The sequence below is a fragment of the Sulfurimonas sp. genome (assembly GCF_041563035.1).
In the GTDB taxonomy this organism is placed as follows: domain Bacteria; phylum Campylobacterota; class Campylobacteria; order Campylobacterales; family Sulfurimonadaceae; genus Sulfurimonas.
In genome coordinates this window covers 37,803-57,484 of sequence record NZ_JBFFNS010000005.1, presented here as the reverse complement: position 1 = coordinate 57,484, position 19,682 = coordinate 37,803, and the positions used below count along the sequence as shown (strand labels likewise).

Annotated in this window: 24 protein-coding genes; 9 read left to right on the top strand and 15 right to left on the bottom strand. The window is 36.1% G+C overall.

Annotation, left to right across the window (positions count from 1 at the left end):
* Positions 1-105: 105 nt before the first annotated feature.
* The 6 genes from ABZC13_RS05365 to ABZC13_RS05340 all read right to left on the bottom strand — a co-directional run bounded on the left by ABZC13_RS05365 (position 106) and on the right by ABZC13_RS05340 (position 4,787).
* Complete coding sequence (locus ABZC13_RS05365; protein WP_373001092.1) at positions 106-1,746, bottom strand: cytochrome D1 domain-containing protein; 1,641 nt, start codon at positions 1,744-1,746, stop codon at positions 106-108.
* A gap of 63 nt (positions 1,747-1,809) precedes the next feature.
* Entirely contained in the window at positions 1,810-1,962 is a 153-nt protein-coding gene (locus ABZC13_RS05360; protein ID WP_373001090.1) for a hypothetical protein, read from the bottom strand.
* An 11-nt stretch (positions 1,963-1,973) separates the two neighbouring features.
* Positions 1,974-3,407, bottom strand: a complete 1,434-nt coding sequence (locus ABZC13_RS05355) for a cbb3-type cytochrome c oxidase subunit I (protein ID WP_373001088.1) — start codon at positions 3,405-3,407, stop codon at positions 1,974-1,976.
* Complete coding sequence (locus ABZC13_RS05350) at positions 3,397-4,050, bottom strand: cytochrome c (RefSeq protein ID WP_373001086.1); 654 nt, start codon at positions 4,048-4,050, stop codon at positions 3,397-3,399. The genes ABZC13_RS05355 and ABZC13_RS05350 overlap by 11 nt, the downstream gene beginning before the upstream one ends.
* Before the next feature lie 41 nt (positions 4,051-4,091).
* Positions 4,092-4,418 (bottom strand): hypothetical protein, encoded by a 327-nt coding sequence (locus ABZC13_RS05345; RefSeq protein ID WP_373001084.1) that lies wholly within the window; start codon positions 4,416-4,418, stop codon positions 4,092-4,094.
* Positions 4,419-4,595: 177 nt separating this feature from the next.
* Positions 4,596-4,787: a hypothetical protein gene (locus ABZC13_RS05340; RefSeq protein WP_373001082.1), complete on the bottom strand. Its 192-nt coding sequence runs from the start codon at positions 4,785-4,787 to the stop codon at positions 4,596-4,598.
* 138 nt (positions 4,788-4,925) lie between these two features.
* Between ABZC13_RS05340 and ABZC13_RS05335 the strand changes: the two genes are divergently transcribed.
* On the top strand, positions 4,926-5,291 hold the full coding sequence (locus ABZC13_RS05335; protein WP_373001080.1) for a hypothetical protein: 366 nt from the start codon (positions 4,926-4,928) through the stop codon (positions 5,289-5,291).
* Position 5,292: 1 nt separating this feature from the next.
* Here ABZC13_RS05335 and ABZC13_RS05330 read toward each other — a convergent pair whose 3' ends face one another.
* From ABZC13_RS05330 to ABZC13_RS05305, 6 genes are all read right to left on the bottom strand, one after another.
* Positions 5,293-5,682: a thioredoxin family protein gene (locus ABZC13_RS05330; RefSeq protein WP_373001078.1), complete on the bottom strand. Its 390-nt coding sequence runs from the start codon at positions 5,680-5,682 to the stop codon at positions 5,293-5,295.
* Between the two features lie 15 nt (positions 5,683-5,697).
* Positions 5,698-7,515, bottom strand: a complete 1,818-nt coding sequence (locus tag ABZC13_RS05325; protein WP_373001076.1) for a multiheme c-type cytochrome — start codon at positions 7,513-7,515, stop codon at positions 5,698-5,700.
* Entirely contained in the window at positions 7,512-8,723 is a 1,212-nt protein-coding gene (locus ABZC13_RS05320; protein ID WP_373001074.1) for a cytochrome-c peroxidase, read from the bottom strand. The genes ABZC13_RS05325 and ABZC13_RS05320 overlap by 4 nt, the downstream gene beginning before the upstream one ends.
* Before the next feature lie 147 nt (positions 8,724-8,870).
* Positions 8,871-9,683, bottom strand: a complete 813-nt coding sequence (locus tag ABZC13_RS05315) for an SDR family oxidoreductase (protein ID WP_373001072.1) — start codon at positions 9,681-9,683, stop codon at positions 8,871-8,873.
* A 101-nt stretch (positions 9,684-9,784) separates the two neighbouring features.
* Positions 9,785-10,705, bottom strand: a complete 921-nt coding sequence (locus ABZC13_RS05310) for a helix-turn-helix transcriptional regulator (RefSeq protein ID WP_373001070.1) — start codon at positions 10,703-10,705, stop codon at positions 9,785-9,787.
* Positions 10,705-11,505 (bottom strand): SDR family oxidoreductase, encoded by an 801-nt coding sequence (locus ABZC13_RS05305; RefSeq protein WP_373001262.1) that lies wholly within the window; start codon positions 11,503-11,505, stop codon positions 10,705-10,707. The genes ABZC13_RS05310 and ABZC13_RS05305 overlap by 1 nt, the downstream gene beginning before the upstream one ends.
* Positions 11,506-11,603: 98 nt before the next feature.
* Here ABZC13_RS05305 and ABZC13_RS05300 point away from each other — a divergent pair, with 98 nt between their 5' ends.
* Positions 11,604-12,497, top strand: a complete 894-nt coding sequence (locus ABZC13_RS05300; protein ID WP_373001068.1) for a glycosyl transferase — start codon at positions 11,604-11,606, stop codon at positions 12,495-12,497.
* An 84-nt stretch (positions 12,498-12,581) separates the two neighbouring features.
* Here the strand turns inward: ABZC13_RS05300 and ABZC13_RS05295 are convergent, their stop codons facing one another.
* The gene (locus ABZC13_RS05295) at positions 12,582-13,127 is read right to left on the bottom strand and encodes a hypothetical protein (RefSeq protein WP_373001066.1); all 546 of its coding nucleotides are present in this window, start codon (positions 13,125-13,127) and stop codon (positions 12,582-12,584) included.
* Between the two features lie 180 nt (positions 13,128-13,307).
* On the opposite strand from ABZC13_RS05295, the gene ABZC13_RS05290 reads away from it, so the two are divergent.
* The gene (locus ABZC13_RS05290; protein ID WP_373001064.1) at positions 13,308-14,513 is read left to right on the top strand and encodes an MFS transporter; all 1,206 of its coding nucleotides are present in this window, start codon (positions 13,308-13,310) and stop codon (positions 14,511-14,513) included.
* Positions 14,514-14,524: 11 nt separating this feature from the next.
* Here ABZC13_RS05290 and ABZC13_RS05285 read toward each other — a convergent pair whose 3' ends face one another.
* Both ABZC13_RS05285 and ABZC13_RS05280 read right to left on the bottom strand, forming a co-directional pair.
* A complete protein-coding gene (locus ABZC13_RS05285; RefSeq protein ID WP_373001062.1) occupies positions 14,525-14,902 on the bottom strand; it encodes a hypothetical protein in 378 nt (125 codons plus the stop codon).
* Positions 14,899-15,468 carry a bifunctional precorrin-2 dehydrogenase/sirohydrochlorin ferrochelatase gene (locus ABZC13_RS05280; RefSeq protein ID WP_373001060.1) on the bottom strand — a complete coding sequence of 190 codons (570 nt, stop codon included), beginning with the start codon at positions 15,466-15,468 and terminating at the stop codon, positions 14,899-14,901. Before ABZC13_RS05280 ends, ABZC13_RS05285 begins: the two co-directional genes overlap by 4 nt.
* A gap of 132 nt (positions 15,469-15,600) precedes the next feature.
* On the opposite strand from ABZC13_RS05280, the gene ABZC13_RS05275 reads away from it, so the two are divergent.
* The 6 genes from ABZC13_RS05275 to putP are packed head-to-tail and all read left to right on the top strand — an operon-like array spanning position 15,601 to position 19,651.
* Positions 15,601-16,608 (top strand): Lrp/AsnC family transcriptional regulator, encoded by a 1,008-nt coding sequence (locus tag ABZC13_RS05275; RefSeq protein WP_373001058.1) that lies wholly within the window; start codon positions 15,601-15,603, stop codon positions 16,606-16,608.
* Positions 16,608-16,991 (top strand): hypothetical protein, encoded by a 384-nt coding sequence (locus ABZC13_RS05270; protein WP_373001056.1) that lies wholly within the window; start codon positions 16,608-16,610, stop codon positions 16,989-16,991. Before ABZC13_RS05275 ends, ABZC13_RS05270 begins: the two co-directional genes overlap by 1 nt.
* Positions 16,992-17,162: a hypothetical protein gene (locus tag ABZC13_RS05265; RefSeq protein ID WP_373001054.1), complete on the top strand. Its 171-nt coding sequence runs from the start codon at positions 16,992-16,994 to the stop codon at positions 17,160-17,162.
* On the top strand, positions 17,159-17,452 hold the full coding sequence (locus tag ABZC13_RS05260) for a hypothetical protein (protein ID WP_373001052.1): 294 nt from the start codon (positions 17,159-17,161) through the stop codon (positions 17,450-17,452). Before ABZC13_RS05265 ends, ABZC13_RS05260 begins: the two co-directional genes overlap by 4 nt.
* Positions 17,449-18,144 (top strand): hypothetical protein, encoded by a 696-nt coding sequence (locus ABZC13_RS05255; RefSeq protein ID WP_373001050.1) that lies wholly within the window; start codon positions 17,449-17,451, stop codon positions 18,142-18,144. The genes ABZC13_RS05260 and ABZC13_RS05255 overlap by 4 nt, the downstream gene beginning before the upstream one ends.
* Positions 18,145-18,181: 37 nt before the next feature.
* Positions 18,182-19,651: a sodium/proline symporter PutP gene (gene putP, locus ABZC13_RS05250; RefSeq protein WP_373001048.1), complete on the top strand. Its 1,470-nt coding sequence runs from the start codon at positions 18,182-18,184 to the stop codon at positions 19,649-19,651.
* Positions 19,652-19,682 lie beyond the last annotated feature (31 nt).

Sequence of the window (19,682 nt, the reverse complement as noted above, 5' to 3'; positions counted from 1 at the left end):
TTAATAGCAGCTTGTTTTGACAATATTTATGGAAGTTTGAAGATATTTATATGGGGTGAAAAAAGAAGGTTTCTCCCCCGAAGGAGAGAAATTTGTCAGTAGTGCTTATGCACCTGGAATAGTTTGTCTATGCTCAATTGAGTAAGTAAAAGTAGGAGTTGTTAAACCTGTGATATATTTAACAAATTTACCTGTTTTAGCTTCATAGATACCGATTCTTCCACAGTTCCACTCAGAAATCATAGTCCAATAACCGTGATTTGCTGGCTCAGCGTGTAAGATTCTAGGAGTAATTGCTTTACCATCTTTATCTTTAACAGTTGGAACATCCCATTTGTAAAGAGTTTTGTGAGTTACAGGATCTGTAACTGTACCTTTTGAAGTACCAACAGTAATGATTCTATCTAGTTCTAAAGTTTGCTTGTTAATTAAGTGAACTTTATTCCAGTTAGTTTCACCACCAAGTACATTATCAGCCCATAAGAATGGAGTGTGCTCAGATGTACCGATGAATAATCCACCACCACCGATAGGGATTTGACGAATAACATCGAAGTTGTCATCCCAGATAGTCACCTGACCTAAGTTCATGTTAACTGTAGCACCAAGTTGTTGACCTAGTTGCTCATTGTACCAAGAAGAACCTTGACCTGGGTGTGGCTTAGCTGATGGACCTGTATAGATTTTAGTAACTAAAGATTTAGTTTTGAAATCCACAACACCAACAACATCAGAACCTTGAGAAGCGATAAATAAATATCTACCAATCTCTTTACCTTCATTTAAGAAACCATCGTGAAGAATATCACCAATATTTGGAATATCACCAACGATTGGGAAGTTTGGCTTAGAATAATCTACGATATAAACGTGACCACCATCTTTAAGTGCGAATGCAATATATGGACCGTATGGAGTATCAAAGATACCTGCAACACGAGATGAATCGATGTCACCGTTAGGTTTGATTACACTTGACGTAGGATAAACTTTTAATGGCTCAAGAGTCATTGCGTCCATAAGTACCGCACCACCCGGTACGTAGTTACCAGCCATTAAGTATTTACCATCTGGAGAAACCGCAAGACCACGAGATTCAGAACCAACTTGACACTGAGCAATTTTTTGTTGACCCGGAGTATTAAGGTCGAACATTGTTACTAAGCCTGAACGTGAGATAGAGTAAGCATAACGAGGCTGACGCTTATTTGTAACTGTTACGTGAACAGCGAAACCAGCAGGGTGCTTAGATAAAACTTTACCATTAGTACCATCAACAAATGCAACTCTTTCAGCATCTCTTTCTGTTACGAAACAGATATCAGTATTTTTCTTAACATCTACAGCGTGTGGATATTTTTTGAAAAATGCCATTCTGTCATTTAAAGGCTTCCATCCTTCTTTTACAGTAGCAAGAGTAAGTTGCTTAATCTTTCTACCTTTAAAACTTTGAAGGTAATCAACCATTTTATCAGCATCATCTTTATTGAATTTATTTTTAAATTCCGGCATTGCTGTACCAGCTTTACCGTTTAGGATAACATCTGCTAATTTATAAGCATTTTTCTTAGATATAACTGCAGGACGTAAATCAGAACCAACACCACCTTCGTGATTTGGACCGTGACAACCTTGACACTCTTTTTCAAATACTGATTCTACATCCATTCCAGATGTTCCAGCAAATAGACCTGAACTAACCACCGCTAATGCAGCAACTGACATAACTAATTTATTTAATCTCATTTTATTCTTCCTCCTAAAATTAGATAAAGCCGGCCCGAAGGCCCGCCGACAACTAGACTTTTCTTAACTTTCTTTCTCTAAACGAGTTTTTTCTTGCTTATAAATCCAAAACATTGGAAGTATAATCACTGTGTGAAGAAAGATAGTTAGAGTTAATGGACCCTGATTTAACCAAGCAAAAAAGCTTGGTACAATATCTGTCATTGGTTCAAACATAATAGTTCTCCTTATCTTTCGTGTACTGGGCTTTTGCCAGTAGACAGTAAATCTTTAACTAAGAATAAGAAACCTAGGAACGTTACAGCACCCATTAATAGTCTCCAATCCATAGCTTGTGCAAACCACATACCGCTTTGTCCGTCAAAGTAACCTGCCCAAGTAGCACCCATTTGTGCACGAGAAACAAGAACTTGAACGTAACCAGCGATTGTAAGTGCAATAGTCATACCCATTACACCACCGGTAATCATACTAACAGCCCAAAGAGAAGACTTAGTGTGTTTCATAACTTTAATACCATTTGTCCCTTGAACAGCGATATACATCATACCAATAAGGATAGTTGCATAAGCACCAAAGAACGCTAAGTGACCGTGCGCCGAAGTAAACTGCGTACCGTGAGTATAAAGGTTAACTTGTGGTAGTGTATGGAAGAATCCCCATATACCAGCACCTAAGAAGTTACCAAATGCGTTAAGAACAAACCAAGTAAACGCTGGTTTATTGTTAATAACTGAAACTTCTACACCAGTTGCGTCTTGACCACCTTGAGTTTTACCCCAATCATAAAGAACGTGGATGAACATAGCAACAAGTGGTAATGGCTCTAGTGCACTAAATAATGCTCCGATTTCCCACCAGTACTCAGGTGTACCAATCCAGAAATAGTGGTGACCGATACCTAAAATACCTGAACCAAATAGCATTGCTACTTCAATCCATAACCACATTTCAACAACTTTACGGTGTGCTCCAATCATAGTGATAAGACCATAAGCAGCAATCGCACCAACGAAAACTTCCCAAGTAGCCTCAACCCATAAGTGAATTACCCACCACCACCAGTACTGATCAACTGTAATATTATCTGTAAAGAACATACCAGCTAAATAAAGACCAGCAAAAGCGATCATATCTGCCATAAGTACTGTAACGATACCTGAACGGTTACCTGTTGTTCCTGTTAAGAAAAGGTTAGCTACGAATCCAAGTGCAACTACAACGATACCGAAGTCAGCCCAACGCGGAGCTTCAATATACTCACGACCTTCATGTATAAACCAGATAGATGTTTCATCTGCCGGTCCAACTTGAATAAATAAATATACTAGTACAACAACAACGATTGCTGCAACAAATACCCAATAAAGTAGTTTACCTACTTTAATACCTATAGTTTCAATTCCAGTTTCATCAGGTAGTAACCAGTAAACTGAACCAAACATTGCAAATACCATCCATACAACAAGTGCATTGATGTGTAACATTCTAGCAACCGAGAAATCTAATAATTCAAATAAGAAGCCTGGCATTACATACTGAATTGCTGCAACTAAACCAAATAATAATTGTGCACCAAAAATGATAGCAGCAAAAGTAAAATACCATGTTGCTAATTGTTTTGATTCACTTCCAATACCTGTTAAGTGATTACTTGCCATTTACTGCTCCTTGCATTCTTCCAAAGTTTCTTGGGAAACCATTTGTATCAATTGATGACATATGTTTCAAGAAAGCAACTAAACCTTTTGCCTCTTCAGCTGTAATACCAAGATCTGGCATCATACGAGCGTGAGTCGGATAAGTTGATGGATGTTGTAAGAATTCAGCCATTGCTTCTTCTTTCGTACTTTTACCAGTCATTGCTTGCATTGTACCATCATTTTGCCATGCTGGATCTAACCAAGCTTTAGTTAAATCTGGTGCATAATATGCTCCATTACCAAGCAGTGTATGACAATTCATACAGTTTTTAGTTTGAGATCCTAGTTTACCTAGGTGAAGTAAAGCTGCTGCTTCTTCTTCTGACCAGTCATCTCTTCCAAAAAACTTTTCTTTTTCCCCTATCACTGGAACTTCGTGACCACGTTTAGTGCTCATTTCGTAAGTGATCTTATAGTTAATAACTGTAGGTCCTGGAACTCTTTTAGTTACGCCGTTTTGTAAGTCTGCATCTGTACCCATTGCTATTTGACCAGCTGTATCAAATGTTAGCCAAATAAGTAGTACTGCTGCAAATCCTGTTATCCAACCTGCTGAACGTTGCCAGAAACGATTGTCACTCCATACGGATGTTTTAGCCACTGTGCCCTCCTATAAATTACTGTTGACATATATACAGAATATCAATGTTCATTCTCTTCGTGAACTTGATGCTGCATAAAATAGACTGCGTGTGGAAGTAATAATAATCCAATTGCAGCAACTACTAGAGCCTTAGCTGTAAATTCACCTACGTGCATTAAACTTCCCATTAAATACAAACAATAGGCAGTTAACATCCAAAATATATATGCAATAGGCATAGTCCATTTTTTCAGTAGATTAACTTTTACAGCGGTATATATACCAACATAGAATCCTCCAAATACTAAAACAAGTGAAGAGGATACAAAGATAGGCAAGAAATCATCTAGAGCAATATCTTGTCTCATTACTACTTCTTCTATCATAATATCTCCTTTTATAGTGTTAATAGTTTTTCAGAATCAGTTGTAGTTTATTCCTATTTGGATTAAAAAGAATTGATATAAATCAATTTATTAGATTAATTTTAAATTTAAGGAAAGTTTTATATTCAATGTAACTTTATGAAACAAGAGGCTAAATTATATTAGTAAATATTATCATTATATATAGTATAACAATGAAGATAAAGTCAGTGTAAATACAATAGTTGTGATGATCATAACTTTTCTTTTTAGACTTTCATCTATATTATACTTACGCTCGAGAAAGTCTCCTAATTTCAGGCCTGGATAGACACCAAAGAGTATCATTGGTACTGCCATCACTAGTATGATTACTATGTCTTGGATCATTGTTTGCCTTTTATTATATAGTGGTTTGAAATCTTGATATACATCAATTATTTTTTAAGTTTCTTATTATATCATTGATTAATTAAATTTCTTTGTAAAATTTATATTTTATTAAGAAAGTTAAAAAAAGGACCTGGAATGAATAAAATCTTATCGATAACTTTAATCTCTGCTATCTCTCTGGTATTATCAACTGGATGTGGCGGAACATCACCATCACCTGCATCTCATGATGCAAAAGTTTCTAAAGACGCGCTTTATGTGAAAACTCATGATAACAAAAAGATTGCTCACGCAATAGAAAAGGCCGGTGAAAAAACAGGCTGGAAAATTACTGAGTTTAAATCTAATGAAGTCATTGCTGAAAAAATTGATGGAGATAATACTATCTCTTCAAGTGTTAAGTTTTCTGAAGGGCACATAGAATTTTCAGACAATTCTGCTACTTCAGACCTTCGTGATGCGATAGAAGAAGAGCTAAACAAAACAACTTCTGCTCACTAAATTATCTACACTGCTCCAAATAACTATTTAGTTTATTTGGAGTAACTCCTCCCCTTATCGGTTCGCACACAAAGAGTTCTCTGTTGTCTAAAAAAAATAGTGATGGATATTGGAATGTATATAGCATCTCAATAGGGTAACTGCTTTTTTGGTCCTTAGTGATTAAGACTGAAATATATTCCTGATTTATCTTATCAATATATGGTTGATTGATAAAAGTTGTTTTTATGGTTTCAATACACTCTGGGCAATCTTTTTTTATAAGTAGAACCATAAGATTTTTTTTCTCTTTAAGTGCTTGTTTGTGGGCTTTGTCGAAGTCTCCATACCAACTAATATGGTTGGCATGAATAAGTGATAAAAGTAGAGACACAAGTATTAAAATACGCATTAAATTACCTCCAAATCAGAATTCTTTTTGAATCTCTTTGAGCAATACAACAGGTGGATTTGGCAGTTGTGGAAATGCTCTTTGCACCGCATTTGTCACCCATTGAGGATAGATCCTAAAGTTTAGTTTTACAACCGCTTTTAGAGGATATTTTAAACTTGAAGCGTCTGAGATATCATAAGATTCAACTCTTCTTTCACCTGCCGGAATTCTAGTATCACTTATGAGTTTTTTGTATCTCCAAAAGAGAAGACCGACAGGTTTTAAGTTCTCATCACCAAAGACTTTCATAAAAGGTCTTGCATCTATGTCTAGATTGCCGTCATCTTTGAGTTTACCACTGCTAAAAACAATATTTGAATCTCTGTCTGTAACTGTAATATCAAGCCATAATTCTCTAAAGTCAGAAACTCCGGTTGGCAGGTGGTGACCAGCTCCTACATTTTTAACACCGACTAAAACTTTTCCATCTTTTATATCTACATCAATATCTGCAGAAGTACGTAGAAGTTGTAAAGTCTGATCTTCATGTTTTTTGCTTTTTAGACCAGATAAAAAGTGGTTTGAACCTGAAAAATAGTGAACTTTTACATTATCTTTTACTTTTCCGCCTGTAGTAGATTGTCCTTTTAGCGGAGCAAGCTTGCCATTTTCAAGGTATGTCATATGACAGTCGATACAAGTCTTATGTTTGCTCGGGTCTTTAGGGTTGTTAAAAGGTGATTTTTCCCACTCTTTAAAAGTAGAGACTACCGATCTTTTTGAATCATCCGGCAGGAACTCATCATGACAAGAAGCACAATAGGCACTTTCTTTATATATCTCTTTTGAGTAGCTTTCTTTATGAACTAATGGGTTAGAGTTTATGAATTTTTCACTTAGCCAGTGCTCTACACCAGAAGTACTATCTTCAAAAACGTATTTTTTTCTATTTGTCAGATCAAGCGTATACGCGCTGTTTCCTTTAGAATCTGCTTTTGTAATTCTGTGACAAGTCACACAAGATACACCCTGCTCAAGTCTTGAGTTTCCATGACTCTTTAGCTCATCTACAAGACTTTTTGAACCACTCTCAAAAAGAGCATCAGGCATACTGTTTACAGCCATTCTGTGAGTAGATCTCTTTTGTTTAGTAGTAACTGCACTTGGATTGTGACACCCCATACACCACTGTCTAAACTCATCCCCCATATCTGCACCGGCGAGATTTTCCATGACCATATAGTAAGGGTTTGTACCTGTTAGATGTCTATGGTTTGAGTCTGCCCATTGGTTGAAGATATCTTCGTGACATGATTTACATTTTGCAGAATTTGTCCAATCTTCATTATGGTATCTCTCAACACCTTTTTCAAGCTCGATGTTTGTAAGTTTCTCACTGCTATATGAAATAGTCGGGTAAGAGATGCCAACTACTAAGGCGATAGCAACAAATGGTTTTGCGCTAAAATCGATTTTCTTTCTTGCATGAAGAAAAAGAAAATACAACAAGATAAATGAGCCATACAGATGTATGTAGTATGAAATAAGTCCGATAGTGTCTCCTCCGGGATTACCTACAAAAAATAGGTAAAATCCACTTGCAACTATGAAAAAAAGCAAGATGCCAAGAATCACACCGCTTGTGCTTTTTGCACGTTTGACAATCATGTACTCATAAGTGTGCATGTTTACATATGGCACTAGCAAAAAGACAGCTATGAAGGCTGAACTCATAATATGTACTGCTTGAACCATTCTAAAGTATTCCCAGCTTAAGTTGAAGATGCTAAGTTGAAAGATCCCACTTACAAACATTAATATAATAAGTATTTTCATATATACATTTTTCATGATGCATCCTTAGTTACAACTTTATAATCCACAACGTCACCTTCTAGTGATTTTAAAAACTCTACTATTTCATCTATTTGTTCATAGCTCAGATGCATACCGAGTTGGTGTTTACCCATGAGGAAAACAGCTTCTCGTATTTTGGTTACTGCACCGTTGTGAAAGTATGGAGAAGTCTTTGTCACATTACGAAGCATTGGAACTCTAAATAGTCTTTCGCCATCTTTACCCATAAATCCACCCTTGTTCTCAAACGGAAAAGGATGATACATCTTAGCATTAAAGTCGAAGTCACTTACTTCTCGCCCTTTTTCTTCTTCATTAAAAGAGTTTGTAACATCTACGATACTGTTATAGTCCCTAAGCGGAAACTTCTGTATGCTCTGTCCACCGACAGTTACACCGGTATGACAGCCTTTACAGCCAAAGTTTAAAAAGTGTGAAAGACCTTTTTTTGCTTTTGCATTTATGGCATCGTTATCACCATCTAAAAATCTATCATAACCACTGCGAGTTACTAGTGTTTTAAGATATGCCCCAATAGCTTTTTGAGTATTTTCAAAACTTACCTTGTCAAATGCAAGCTCAAACTTTTTAACATACTCAGCATTCGCTTTTAGTCTATCTTCTACTTCTTTTGCAGAGAGGTTCATCTGAGTCGGATCTTGTATAGAGAGTCCGACTTGCTCTTCTATAGTATTAACATGACCATCCCAAGTTTGGAATTTTGCCAGAGCAGCATTTAGAGTTGTAAGCGTGTTTAAGTGGAATTGATTTTCTGCCCCGCCATGTCCAACTGCAGTCTCAAATCTGTCGGTTCCGCTTTGGTCTGAGAGGTGGCATACAACACAGTCAGTTTTATCGTTTGTTTTGGAAGTAAGAGCTTTCAGATAGATGTCTTTTTCTTTTAAATCTTTACTCAAAACGTGACAAGTTGCACAACTTATATCTTTGTCTTTAGAGAGCATCTTTTCATGGTATAGGTCACGACCCAGATCGATCTTCTCTTTGCTCATCTTGTTTTGTGGAGTATCTACTAACTTTAAGAGATCTTCATAAGTAGCAGGAGTACTAGACATGTTTCTTGACAATGCAGCAGCTCTCAAGCCCTCATCGCTGAACTGCCGTTTTTCTTTTGTAGGCAAAAGAAAAGATACAGTAGTTAAAAGTAGTATTATAAATATAAATACGTAAACAAAAAATTTCATAATAATTTCCTATTATTTTATTCTTGTATAGTATATGATAAATGAAAAAAGATAGCAATGACTTTTTAGCAATAGAAGGATTTTGTTTTAGCACAAAAGGAATTATTACCTAAATAATAAACCTTTTGAACTAAGGAGATTTAGGAGTTAGATGCCAAAAGTTTCTTTTACTTTTGTCTCAAATGCTTCATCGCTTAACTCTTTTCTCAGAGGAACAAAAGTCTCAGCTTCACCACCGACAGGTACAAATATTTTAGAATTTTTATCTTCAATAATATTTTTTACAGCATCTGCAATCGGTTGAGGATTTGGACCTTCATTGATAGCTTTTGCAACTATTGGTACAAAGTGAGATACCAAATCTTTATATGGAGAGTCTTCAGCCGTTGTTTTAGCATTTGCCACAAGTCCGTTTTTAACAAAGTTTGTACCAAAAAGTCCAGACTGGATAGAGTGAACTCTTACATTGTATGGAAGTGTCTCAAATCTTAAAGAGTCAACTATACCTTCAACAGCGTATTTTGAAGCATTGTAGTGTGCTAAAAGTGGAAGACCAATTTTTCCCAAGAAAGAAGATATATTAATAATCACACCATCTTTTGCTTCTCTCATATACGGAAGAACTGCACGAGTGACTTTTAGAAGTCCAAATACATTTACATCAAACTGGTTAAACATCTCTTCATCAGTTCCATCTTCAACTGTTGCTAAAAGACCGTAACCTGCATTGTTAACAAGAACGTCGATCTTACCTTCGTTTTTAATGATAGTCTCTACAGCACTGTTTATGGTATCTGTTTTTGTTACATCTATATATATACTTTTAAGTGAAGAATCATAGTTGATTGCATTGGCATCTCTAGTTCCTGCATATACCGTATAACCGTTGTCAGATAAAAACTCTGCAGTTAGTTTTCCCATTCCAGAACTTGCACCCGTTATTAAAACTACTTTTGACATTTTGAACTCCTAAGGTTTAATTTCCTAGAGTATATAGAAATCAAAAGTTACCTTCAATGGTTTTTTAGCACTGGAAGAATTTTATTTTAGCACTGGAGGAATTATTTTTTTAGCAGGTCTTTTGGGTAGATGCCATAGTGTTCAAAAAAGAGTTTTGAGAAATGTCCTTGATGTTTATAGCCGACTTCTTTGGCAATCTCACCGATGTTTAGGGACTTCTCTTTTAAAAGTAAGTTGGCTTTTTCAAGACGAAGTTTTTGTATATAACCGTAGATGGTGGTTTTGTAGACTTTTTTGAAAATCTTTTTCAGACTTGTCTCATTGGTCGCACAAAGGTGGGCTAGTATCTGGATGCTAGGCGGAGTAGAAAAACTTCGCAGTAAGATGTTTTTAGAAGTTTTTGATATACAAATCTCGTCATCGCTAAGTTCATCATCAACCATATCTAAAAGCCCAAATCTATGAATCATAAACTCCAAGATATTATGCTCGCATCTGATGCTGTTCATATAAGCATCTGCTTTTGTATTTAGTACTTTGTCTATGATATGTAGACTCATAGCATCTATTGGGTGAGAGTCCATCAGCTCACATGAGACTTCATCTTGAAGGTTGTCATATAGGTAGTTTATGACTTCGTTTGCATCTGAGCTCAAATATCTTTTTAAAATAAAGTCAGCGACAAAAAGTACAAATATCTCAGCATCTGTCTCTTTTTTTATTCTAAGAGATAAGTCTTGTCTTGAAGATATAAAGATATCTATGCTGTTTTCTTTAACCTCAAAACACTTCTTTTGGATATGGTCGTCTATAGTAAAAGAACCCTTTTTTGTAACAGGGATGGCTATCATTCTGTCAAGATTTTTTACATGGTATTCTAAGTCTTGTGGGGAGTTTAAAAGTATGTCAAAAAAGACTATACCGTTTGAGATATCTACTCTTGTAACATGCTCTTTTTTCGTCTCAAGTAGTTTGGTTATTTTGTAGCTGGTGTTAGTTATGTTGAAGAAAAAACTGTCCATTATAGATTGTAATGCTCTCTTACACGTCTCTCAAAATCTTCATCGCTAAGCTCTTTTCTCATCGGGATAAACTTTTTAGCTTTGTCGCCTATGGTTGCACGAGCGGGAAACTTATCATTGTTTATAACTTCTAAAATCATCTCACCTATCTCTGCGGCAGAGTTACCGCTGTTTATCTGCTCTACTATAACAGGAGCAAGGTTAGAAACAAGAGATGAATATGCAGAGTCCTCAGCAAAAGTCTTTGCATTTGTCACAAGGTTTCCTCTTGCAAAATTAGTGTCAAAAAAGCCAGGCATGATAGAGTGAACTCTGATGTTAAACTCTTTTAGCTCATATCGAAGAGAGTCAGTGATGCCCTCAACAGCATACTTGCTGGAGTTGTACATAGTAAGAAGAGGAAGACCGATTTTGCCTAAAAATGAAGAGATGTTTATGATAACGCCATTTTCTTTTTCTCTCATAATAGGAATGACAGCCTTACAAACTCTGAGTACGCCAAATACGTTTATGTTGAACTGTGCGAGCATCTCTTCTTCAGTAACATCTTCGACTGTAGAGACAAGACCATATCCGGCGTTGTTTATAAGAACATCTATCTGTTTATGTTCTTTGTAGATAAGCTCAGTCGCTTTGTCGATACTCTCTTGGTCAGTAATATCTAAATGAATCGGAATGATATTTTTATGGTTTAAATCTTCTAGGTTTTTAACACTGCGAGTTCCTGCATATACTATGAAATCATGTTTCGATAAATACTCGGCAGTAGCTCTACCCATACCGGAACTAGCACCTGTAATAAGGACTGTCTTTTTAATGCGAACTCCTAATTCAAACTTAAGTATAAGAGTATATCATATCGCTTAAAAAAATAAATAGATATATATCAAGGATAAATATGGATTTTTTCAAGTACATACATGCTGTTGGAACAGGACCAAAAGGTAATAGAGATTTAACTTTAGAAGAGTCTAAAGATATGATGGATCAGATTTTAAATCAGTCAATTCCAAGTGAACAAGCAGCTGCATTTCTTCTAGGATGGAGACTAAAACCTGAGACGACTACAGAGTTTCGTGGAGCTATAGATGCTTGTGATGCTTACATAGAAAAAACTACTATTGCTAACTCACTAGAGCTTGGTTATCCATTTGATGGAAAAGCAAAAAATCCTTATATATTTCCACTTGTCGCAAAGGTACTTGAAGAGTCAGGACTCAATCTTGTTGTTATCGGAGACGAGCTTACTCCTGCAAAAGGCGGGATAACTGTCAAAGATATCTGTACAAACATAGAACTGCATAAAAATGCTCACTATTTTGACCGTAGAGACTTTTTTCCTAAGATGAGTGACCTAACTGAGCTTCGTATGAAACTGGGTCTTCGCAGCGGTTTTAACACTATAGAGAAACTTCCAGGTGTTGCAAACAGTGAGTACGCTATCACAGGTGTGTTTCACAAGCCCTATGTAAAAAAATATGTAGAGATTTTTTCTGATAAATATAAAAGATTTGCACTTATCCAAGGAAATGAAGGAACACCTGAGCTCTTTAGCAAAGGTCGTTTATGGATCTCAAACGGTGGTGAGGTAGATGAGATAATAGTTGACCCTGCAAACTACGGAATCAACTACACAAAATCATGGGATCATATTACTTTAGAAGATTCTCTAAACCAAATAAACAATCCATCTGATGAGTACATGAAGCTTGCAAAACTAAACGCTGCCGTTTATCTTTTTGTGACTGAAAATGCTGCTAGTATTGATGAAGCTTGGGAGAAGTTGAACTAAAAGAATATTTTAGAAACCTCTCGTTACCAAGCTCTTGCTTGGGAATGCATTTTCATTGAGAACGATGGGAATGAGAAAGATTTGTTAAGCATTTATAGGCTCAAAAAATGAATAGTATCTTTTTTGGTTAGTTTTAAGAGTATATGCAGGAACTACATATGAAAATATGTTCATATTATCAGCTAAATGCTGTAAAGTATCTTCTAAATCTTTTTCTTTACCAGCACAAAGATCTTCATATATATAGCCTCTTTCCGCACTTATAATAAGAACCAAAAATACATATTTATATTTAAGCCTATAAAGATAACCCTGTCCAATAGCATCTTTCAAACCAGCATAAGTAATAAATTTTAATTCTATAGCTATACCATTTTCATCTAGTGACATATCTGGTCGATGCTTTTTACCAAAACAATATATACTTTGAACAGTGGTCTCTTTGTCAATCTGAGTAATTATATTGCAGTTATAATTTTCGTCACTAGTCATTAAAGTGTTGGCAAATCCATGTTCAAACTCACGTTCATTTTTACCTGTAGTATTAAAACGATATTTCTTTAATAATTTATCAAGTGTTTTACAGTCTTCCCAATATCGCCCATAGCGACGAGATAATTCAAACCCCATAATTATTCCTTTTTTGTTTATTAATATTTAATTTTGCATAACTATTAAATCAATCATATTCTATATAAAATAACCTTAATTAATTAACTAAAACAAAAGATGTGTATTAAAAGATAAACATAAGACAAACAGTAATAATTTTCACTATAATTAGAAAATATTTACTCAAAGAAGCTACAAATGGACAAAACTTCCAACCATATTAGAAACATACTGCATGGCTTTTTTCTCACTATCGGTACTACGATAGCTGAGCCTTCTACTATTTTGCCTCTTATAGTTAACTACTTTGGCGGTAGCTCGATGTTGGTTGGTTTTTTTGCCGCACTTCTTCGTGGTGGGGCTATCGTAGTTCAGCTTTTTGCAGCGTTTCAGGCACAGAGTTACGCTCTTATGTTACCTTACCTTAGACGTGTTTTTATAGCTAGATTTTTTGCATGGTTTTTTATCGGTGTGGCTATCATACTCTTTGGAGAAAACTCTCCGAACTTGACACTTTTCTCCATCGGTATCGGTCTTTTTGTATTCTCGTTTAGTGCAGGGTTTGGGGCGATTTATTTTAAAGATATCATAGGCAAGATATTTTCTCATAAGTTCCGTGGAAAGACTATGGCTTATAGACAGTTTTTCAGTGGGGCAGGCGGACTTCTTAGTGGAGCATTGGCAGGTTGGATTATTCATACTTTTGAAGCACCGTACAGCTACGGTTATCTTTTCATCATCAGCTCATTTATCATGGGTTTTGGCTATCTATCTTTTGGAACTATCGATGAGCCTGTAAAAGAAGAAGTAGCTAAGAGAGAGAACTCTTTTAAAAAGTTTCTCCATAACTCTTGGATAACTCTTCAAGAAGACAAAGCCCTGCAGATACAGCTAAAAACTTTTTTTCTGGCGTATGCTTACCTCATAGCTCTTCCGTTTATCATCCTAGATGCACAGACAAAGATAGACTTAGATGGTGTGGCCATTGGTAGTCTTATTACTACTCAGATGGTAGGTGCGATGCTTAGTAACTTTTTGTGGGGAAGACTTAGCGGACGTGGGCTAAATAAGCTGACGGCTAATATCTCTATATCTTTGCAGATTATTGCTATTTTGGTAGCTTTTAATGCTTCTTCACTCTATGAGTATATGGCAGTCTTCTTTATGGTGGGAGCTGCACTTGATGGAAACCGCATAGCATCTGGAAACCTGATACTTTCTATAGCTCCTGCTGAGAAAAGACCTGTCTATGTAGCTCTTCATATTAATGTTGTTTCGTTTGGATTGTTTTTCTCTATAGTTGGGGGAGTTATTTTATACTTTTTTAATTATACGGTGTTGTATAGCACTGCATCTGCAATGCTACTTTTATCGCTGTATTACTCTTTTAGATTAAAAGATTAGCATCTATATCTTTAGATGCCAAAAAAGGTTTTAAGAAAAGCTCTCTCTTTTTCTGACTCAATAAATATTTTTACAACAGTTTGATTGTTATCACCTAGAATGATTACATCATTATCTTTTACTACTAGATGCTTTTTGCCCCACTCTTGATCCAACTCATCTAAACGGTGAAGAACTTCAGCAGCGCTTGGTTTTTCTTTGATACCCGTTTGCTTGTTTAAAATAGTAAGACCACCGATCCTTTTTTCAAGTTCGTAAGGACTATATACTTTAATAGCTTTGTAGATTCTCTCTTCTTTATGTTGAGGAGTTGCTCTTTGCATTGATAGTATTCCTAATACTAAAAATCCAAATAGCAGTCCAAAAATTAACCCTTTTTTAACGCTCATCTATTGCTCCATGATTTTATATAGTCTTCTGCTTTTTTATCAAGCATTTTCATTCTCTCTTTTCCCTTAGGAAGTGTGCGACGCAGATCTTTCATCTCTTTTAAAAACTCACTTATCCCCGTAGGGATGAGGTCTTGCAGATACATTCTCAGATGCTTCGCCATTGCTGGAGATGCACCTGATGTAGAGATAGCTATTGTCAGGTCATCTTTTTTTACATAAGACGGAAAAATAAAGTCGCAGTAGTCAACTGAGTCTACAGAGTTACACAAACAGTTATACTGTTTTGATTCGGCAAATATTTCTGCTTGAAGAGGAATATCATCAACCGCAACTATAACAACTGCAAAATCTTTTATGTCACCACTCTTATAAGCTCTTTGTTCGAAAGGGAGATTATTATCTTTGATGCCCTTTGCCATATCGTCGGAAAGGTCAAGTGCGATTACCGATATATCTTTTGTAAAATCTAAAAGATGGTCGAGCTTCTCGAAAGCTATATAACCACCACCAACTATAAGTATTTTTTTATTGTCAAGTTTTAAAAAAGCCGGAAAATAAGCCATGTTTCTCTTTCGTATTTTTGACAACATCATAGCATAATCTGCAAAACTACAAACTTGATGTACATCAACTGATATTAATTTAAATTAGATTACAATCTTTTAACAAAATAATCCATAAAAAAGAATGTAAATATGAAAGACGAAATACTATCTAGAATACAGAAGAAGTTTCCTTTAGTTGCAAGACCTTTTCAAGTTATTGCCGAAGAACTGGGTATGAGTGAAGAAGAGGTTTTAGATATTCTTCAAGAGCAGAAAAAAAGCAATATTATTCGCCAGACATCAGCCATATTTGACACAAAAAGATTGGGTTATAAATCTTCTTTAGTGGCTTTTAAAGTTGCTCCAGAAAAGATAAGTGCTGCAGTTAAGATTATTAACGCACACCCTGGAATCTCCCATAACTACGAAAGAAATCATGACTTTAACATCTGGTTTACTCTTGGTGTAGCACCTGACTCTAAACTGGGTCTTGATAGAACAGTTGAGATTCTTGCAGAGCTTACAGAGGCAGATGACTACATCATGCTTCCGACTCTAAAACTTTTCAAGATAAACGTGAAGTTAAACACAACTGGAAAAGATGAGAAGAAAGAAGAAGTTAAAAAAGTTGTTCATACTGATATAGATATGACTCCTCTTCATCATGCCATCGTCAGAACAGCTCAGTATGATATAGATATGGTAAGCGAACCGTTCAAAAAAATTATAGATGAGTTAGATATAGATTATGACAAATTTTTCTCAATTCTCAAAGAACTTCAAGAAGCTGGAATCATGAGAAGGTTTGCATCTATCCTTAACCATAGAAAAGCGGGCTTCAATGCAAACGCTATGGTTGTTTGGGATGTAGATGAGACAAACGGTGAAGAGATAGGAGCAACTGCCGCGGCGTTTAGTGCTGTGAGTCACTGCTACCTTCGTCCTAAGTATGCGAACTGGCCATATAATCTATTTACTATGGTTCACGGAAAGACTAAAGAAGAAACAAACAGCATCATCGCGGAAATGGCGAACGAAATAGATGCCAAATCTCATATGCCACTTTACAGCTCTAGAGAGTTTAAAAAAGTTCGTATTGAGTACTTTACTCCGGCTATTGAAGCTTGGGAATCAGAACACGATAGACAGGAAGCATAATGGAATTATTTTTTGAGTTAGAGATAGTATATTTAGTTATAGGGGTTTTTATTCTTGTGGTCACTGCTGTTGTAACAACAAGAGACTTCATGCCAAAAGTAGCTTTCAGCCGCGGAATGATAATGGTAACTATGTTCCTAACTACTATGATTTCAATTCACTACTATATGACAACTACTCGTATGGATGGGGTAAAAGATATCTTCAACAACGGTGAGACAGTAATTTGTGAAAACAAGATGCGTAGATCAGTTTCAAGATCAGTACTTCTTTCTAAAGAGTTAGGCTGGAGACTTGAAGGTGACAAATTTCGAAATGATGACTATGAAAGAGATTTTCACACTTCAAGATGTATAGAATTTGACGGAATTGTACCTAAGTAGATGCTGGCTATATTAAAACGCTACTCTATGGCACTTGTCTTTTTGTTTGTTGTTGTAGTACTTATGCTGCTTGGAACTATGGCTGTTATGAGTTTTGGCGATAAGATGCTTAAAGACACAGGTATAGAGACGCAAGTGATGAAACCAAGAGGAGAGGATCTAAATAAATGAGTTTGAGTGTTATATTAACTATTGGGATTATTTTAAGTATTGCTTTTCACTTTGTCGGTGTTTATGCAGGGGCAAAAAAGACTGTATGGGTCATGATAGTCATTATGTGGGCAGGATCTATAAATATCGCCATGAGTGAAGTAAAACCTGCCGGATATGAAGATATCAAAAAGATGCAGGGTCAGTTTGCTGACACAGACCAGTTGATAGCAGAAGCTGGTGATAAAGTCTCTGTATATGAGATGTTAAAGATCAAAAAAAGCTACCAAATAAACAACCCCAAGAAATGATAGAAAAAAAAAGTGTTGGTATAGTCGGTTGCGGCTGGGTTGGGAAACCTCTTGCCAAAGTACTATCTGACACTTTTAAAGTAGAGTGTTACTCTAGAGAGACTACGAGTGATGACTCTATCTTCTGGCAAAGTGATACAATCATCATCGCCATCAATACAAAAGACAACTACCTTCAAACACTTCAAAAAATAGCGACACTTACATCTCCAGCTTCTAACATCATACTTATGAGTTCTATATCTGTATATAGAGAGTTTGACTACAATGTAGATGAGAGCGCAGTTATAACAAAGATAGGACGTCAAAAAGAAGCAGAAGAGTTAGTTCGTTCTCTTAGAGACAAGTTGGTCATTTTACGTCTTGGCGGGCTTATGGGTGATGATAGAATCTCTGGAAAATGGAAAAAAGTTTCTACATTTTGCGATGGAGAAGTAAACTATATTCACCGTGATGATGTTATAAATATAACTAAAAAGATTTTAGAGAGTCAAGTTGTAAACGGCCTTTTTAATCTTGTAGCACCTCTGCATCCACTCCGTTCGGAAGTACATAAAAAAAACTGTAAAACTTTTGGTTTTGAACTTGGGACTTTTGAGGGAAGAACACACCGCATTGTATCCTCGCAGAAGATAATCAAAGAACTAAACTATACTTTCTTGCATCCAAATCCTCTCCAATTTTGGGAATAAAGAGTTTTATGGTATAACATAGCATATAAGGATAATAATGGAAACACCACTACTCATATCATTCATTGGTTATATGCTTGTCATGGTCGGAATTGGTCTTTACTTCTTCTTTAAGACTTCGAATCTTAGTGACTATATACTTGGCGGACGTGGCTTAGGACCTGGAGTGACTGCTCTGAGTGCTGGAGCTTCAGATATGAGCGGATGGTTGCTACTAGGATTACCGGGCATGATGTACAGCGATGGGATAGTAGGTAGTTGGATTGCTGTAGGGCTCTTACTAGGTGCTTATTTGAATTGGCATTATGTCGCTAAACCTCTGCGTGTATATACTCATCACTTAAATGACGCTATAACGATTCCAGATTATTTTTCTTCCCGTTTTAAAGATGATAAAAATTCTTTACGTATAGTTACAGCGGTTGTTATTTTACTCTTTTACACTCTCTATACCTCTTCGGGTTTAGTCGGCGGTGCAAAACTTTTTGAAGCTGCATTTCATCTTGATTATTCAGTGGCACTGCTAGTGGGGAGTTTTATTATTGTCTCTTACACATTTTTAGGAGGCTATAACGCTGTAAGCTGGACAGACTTTATTCAAGGCATCTTGATGATGTTGGCTCTTGTTATTACTCCTGTTGTCGTCATTTATGAAATTGGCGGTGTTAGTGAAGCCATAAGTTTAATACAGCAGAGCGATCCAAGCCATCTCAAGATGGTAAGCGGAGTTTCATTAATAAGCATCTTATCGCTATTGGCATGGGGACTTGGATATTTTGGTCAACCACATATTCTGGTGCGTTTTATGTCCATACGAGATGAAAATGAAATGGATAAAGCGAAGCTTATAGGTATGAGTTGGATGGGTGTCTCTATAATTGGATCTCTCTCAGTAGGTTTCTTTGGTTATGCCTATGTTTTAGCAAGTGGAATTGAGATTCAAGATAGTGAGAAGATATTTATCACTCTTTCTCAGCTGCTGTTCAATCCATGGATCGCAGGTTTTTTACTTGCAGCGATATTAGCAGCGATCATGAGTACGGTAGATTCACAGTTACTGGTTTCATCTTCTGTGCTTACCAGAGATATTTACCATGCAGTAATTAGAAAAAATGCAACTGATAAAGAGTTGGTATGGGTTGGACGTGGGACTGTTATTGCTATTGCAGTTCTAGCTTGGTATCTCTCTACAGATAAAAACTCTAGTGTCTTACAGTTAGTCTCATACGCTTGGGCAGGATTTGGTGCAGCCTTTGGTCCACTTATACTTTTTAGTCTTTACAGTAGTACTATTACAAGAACCGGGGCAATTGCCGGTATGCTAACTGGTACCATAAGTGTTATAGTGTGGAAACAGCTTGAAGGTGGTATCTTTGAGCTCTACGAACTGCTTCCGAGTTTTATCTTTGCATCTATAGCAATAGTAATATTTAGCAGAAAAAGCATCAGCTGTCCAGAATATGTAAAAGAAGCATTTAAAGAAGTACATAACCGACTGAAAAAATAATATAGAGTTTTGAAGCCAAAGAGTTTTAGAT

Coding starts and splice junctions, on each gene's coding strand:
- ABZC13_RS05260 (WP_373001052.1), top strand. CDS start 17,159: ATGAGTTTGAGTGTTATATTAACTATTGGGATTATTTTAAGTATTGCT.
- ABZC13_RS05265 (WP_373001054.1), top strand. CDS start 16,992: ATGCTGGCTATATTAAAACGCTACTCTATGGCACTTGTCTTTTTGTTT.
- ABZC13_RS05355 (WP_373001088.1), bottom strand. CDS start 3,407: ATGGCAAGTAATCACTTAACAGGTATTGGAAGTGAATCAAAACAATTA.
- ABZC13_RS05340 (WP_373001082.1), bottom strand. CDS start 4,787: ATGATCCAAGACATAGTAATCATACTAGTGATGGCAGTACCAATGATA.
- ABZC13_RS05295 (WP_373001066.1), bottom strand. CDS start 13,127: ATGGGGTTTGAATTATCTCGTCGCTATGGGCGATATTGGGAAGACTGT.
- putP (WP_373001048.1), top strand. CDS start 18,182: ATGGAAACACCACTACTCATATCATTCATTGGTTATATGCTTGTCATG.
- ABZC13_RS05335 (WP_373001080.1), top strand. CDS start 4,926: ATGAATAAAATCTTATCGATAACTTTAATCTCTGCTATCTCTCTGGTA.
- ABZC13_RS05280 (WP_373001060.1), bottom strand. CDS start 15,468: ATGGCTTATTTTCCGGCTTTTTTAAAACTTGACAATAAAAAAATACTT.
- ABZC13_RS05310 (WP_373001070.1), bottom strand. CDS start 10,705: ATGGACAGTTTTTTCTTCAACATAACTAACACCAGCTACAAAATAACC.
- ABZC13_RS05285 (WP_373001062.1), bottom strand. CDS start 14,902: ATGAGCGTTAAAAAAGGGTTAATTTTTGGACTGCTATTTGGATTTTTA.
- ABZC13_RS05320 (WP_373001074.1), bottom strand. CDS start 8,723: ATGAAATTTTTTGTTTACGTATTTATATTTATAATACTACTTTTAACT.
- ABZC13_RS05330 (WP_373001078.1), bottom strand. CDS start 5,682: ATGCGTATTTTAATACTTGTGTCTCTACTTTTATCACTTATTCATGCC.
- ABZC13_RS05270 (WP_373001056.1), top strand. CDS start 16,608: ATGGAATTATTTTTTGAGTTAGAGATAGTATATTTAGTTATAGGGGTT.
- ABZC13_RS05275 (WP_373001058.1), top strand. CDS start 15,601: ATGAAAGACGAAATACTATCTAGAATACAGAAGAAGTTTCCTTTAGTT.
- ABZC13_RS05365 (WP_373001092.1), bottom strand. CDS start 1,746: ATGAGATTAAATAAATTAGTTATGTCAGTTGCTGCATTAGCGGTGGTT.
- ABZC13_RS05345 (WP_373001084.1), bottom strand. CDS start 4,418: ATGATAGAAGAAGTAGTAATGAGACAAGATATTGCTCTAGATGATTTC.
- ABZC13_RS05325 (WP_373001076.1), bottom strand. CDS start 7,515: ATGAAAAATGTATATATGAAAATACTTATTATATTAATGTTTGTAAGT.
- ABZC13_RS05360 (WP_373001090.1), bottom strand. CDS start 1,962: ATGTTTGAACCAATGACAGATATTGTACCAAGCTTTTTTGCTTGGTTA.
- ABZC13_RS05290 (WP_373001064.1), top strand. CDS start 13,308: ATGGACAAAACTTCCAACCATATTAGAAACATACTGCATGGCTTTTTT.
- ABZC13_RS05315 (WP_373001072.1), bottom strand. CDS start 9,683: ATGTCAAAAGTAGTTTTAATAACGGGTGCAAGTTCTGGAATGGGAAAA.
- ABZC13_RS05255 (WP_373001050.1), top strand. CDS start 17,449: ATGATAGAAAAAAAAAGTGTTGGTATAGTCGGTTGCGGCTGGGTTGGG.
- ABZC13_RS05300 (WP_373001068.1), top strand. CDS start 11,604: ATGGATTTTTTCAAGTACATACATGCTGTTGGAACAGGACCAAAAGGT.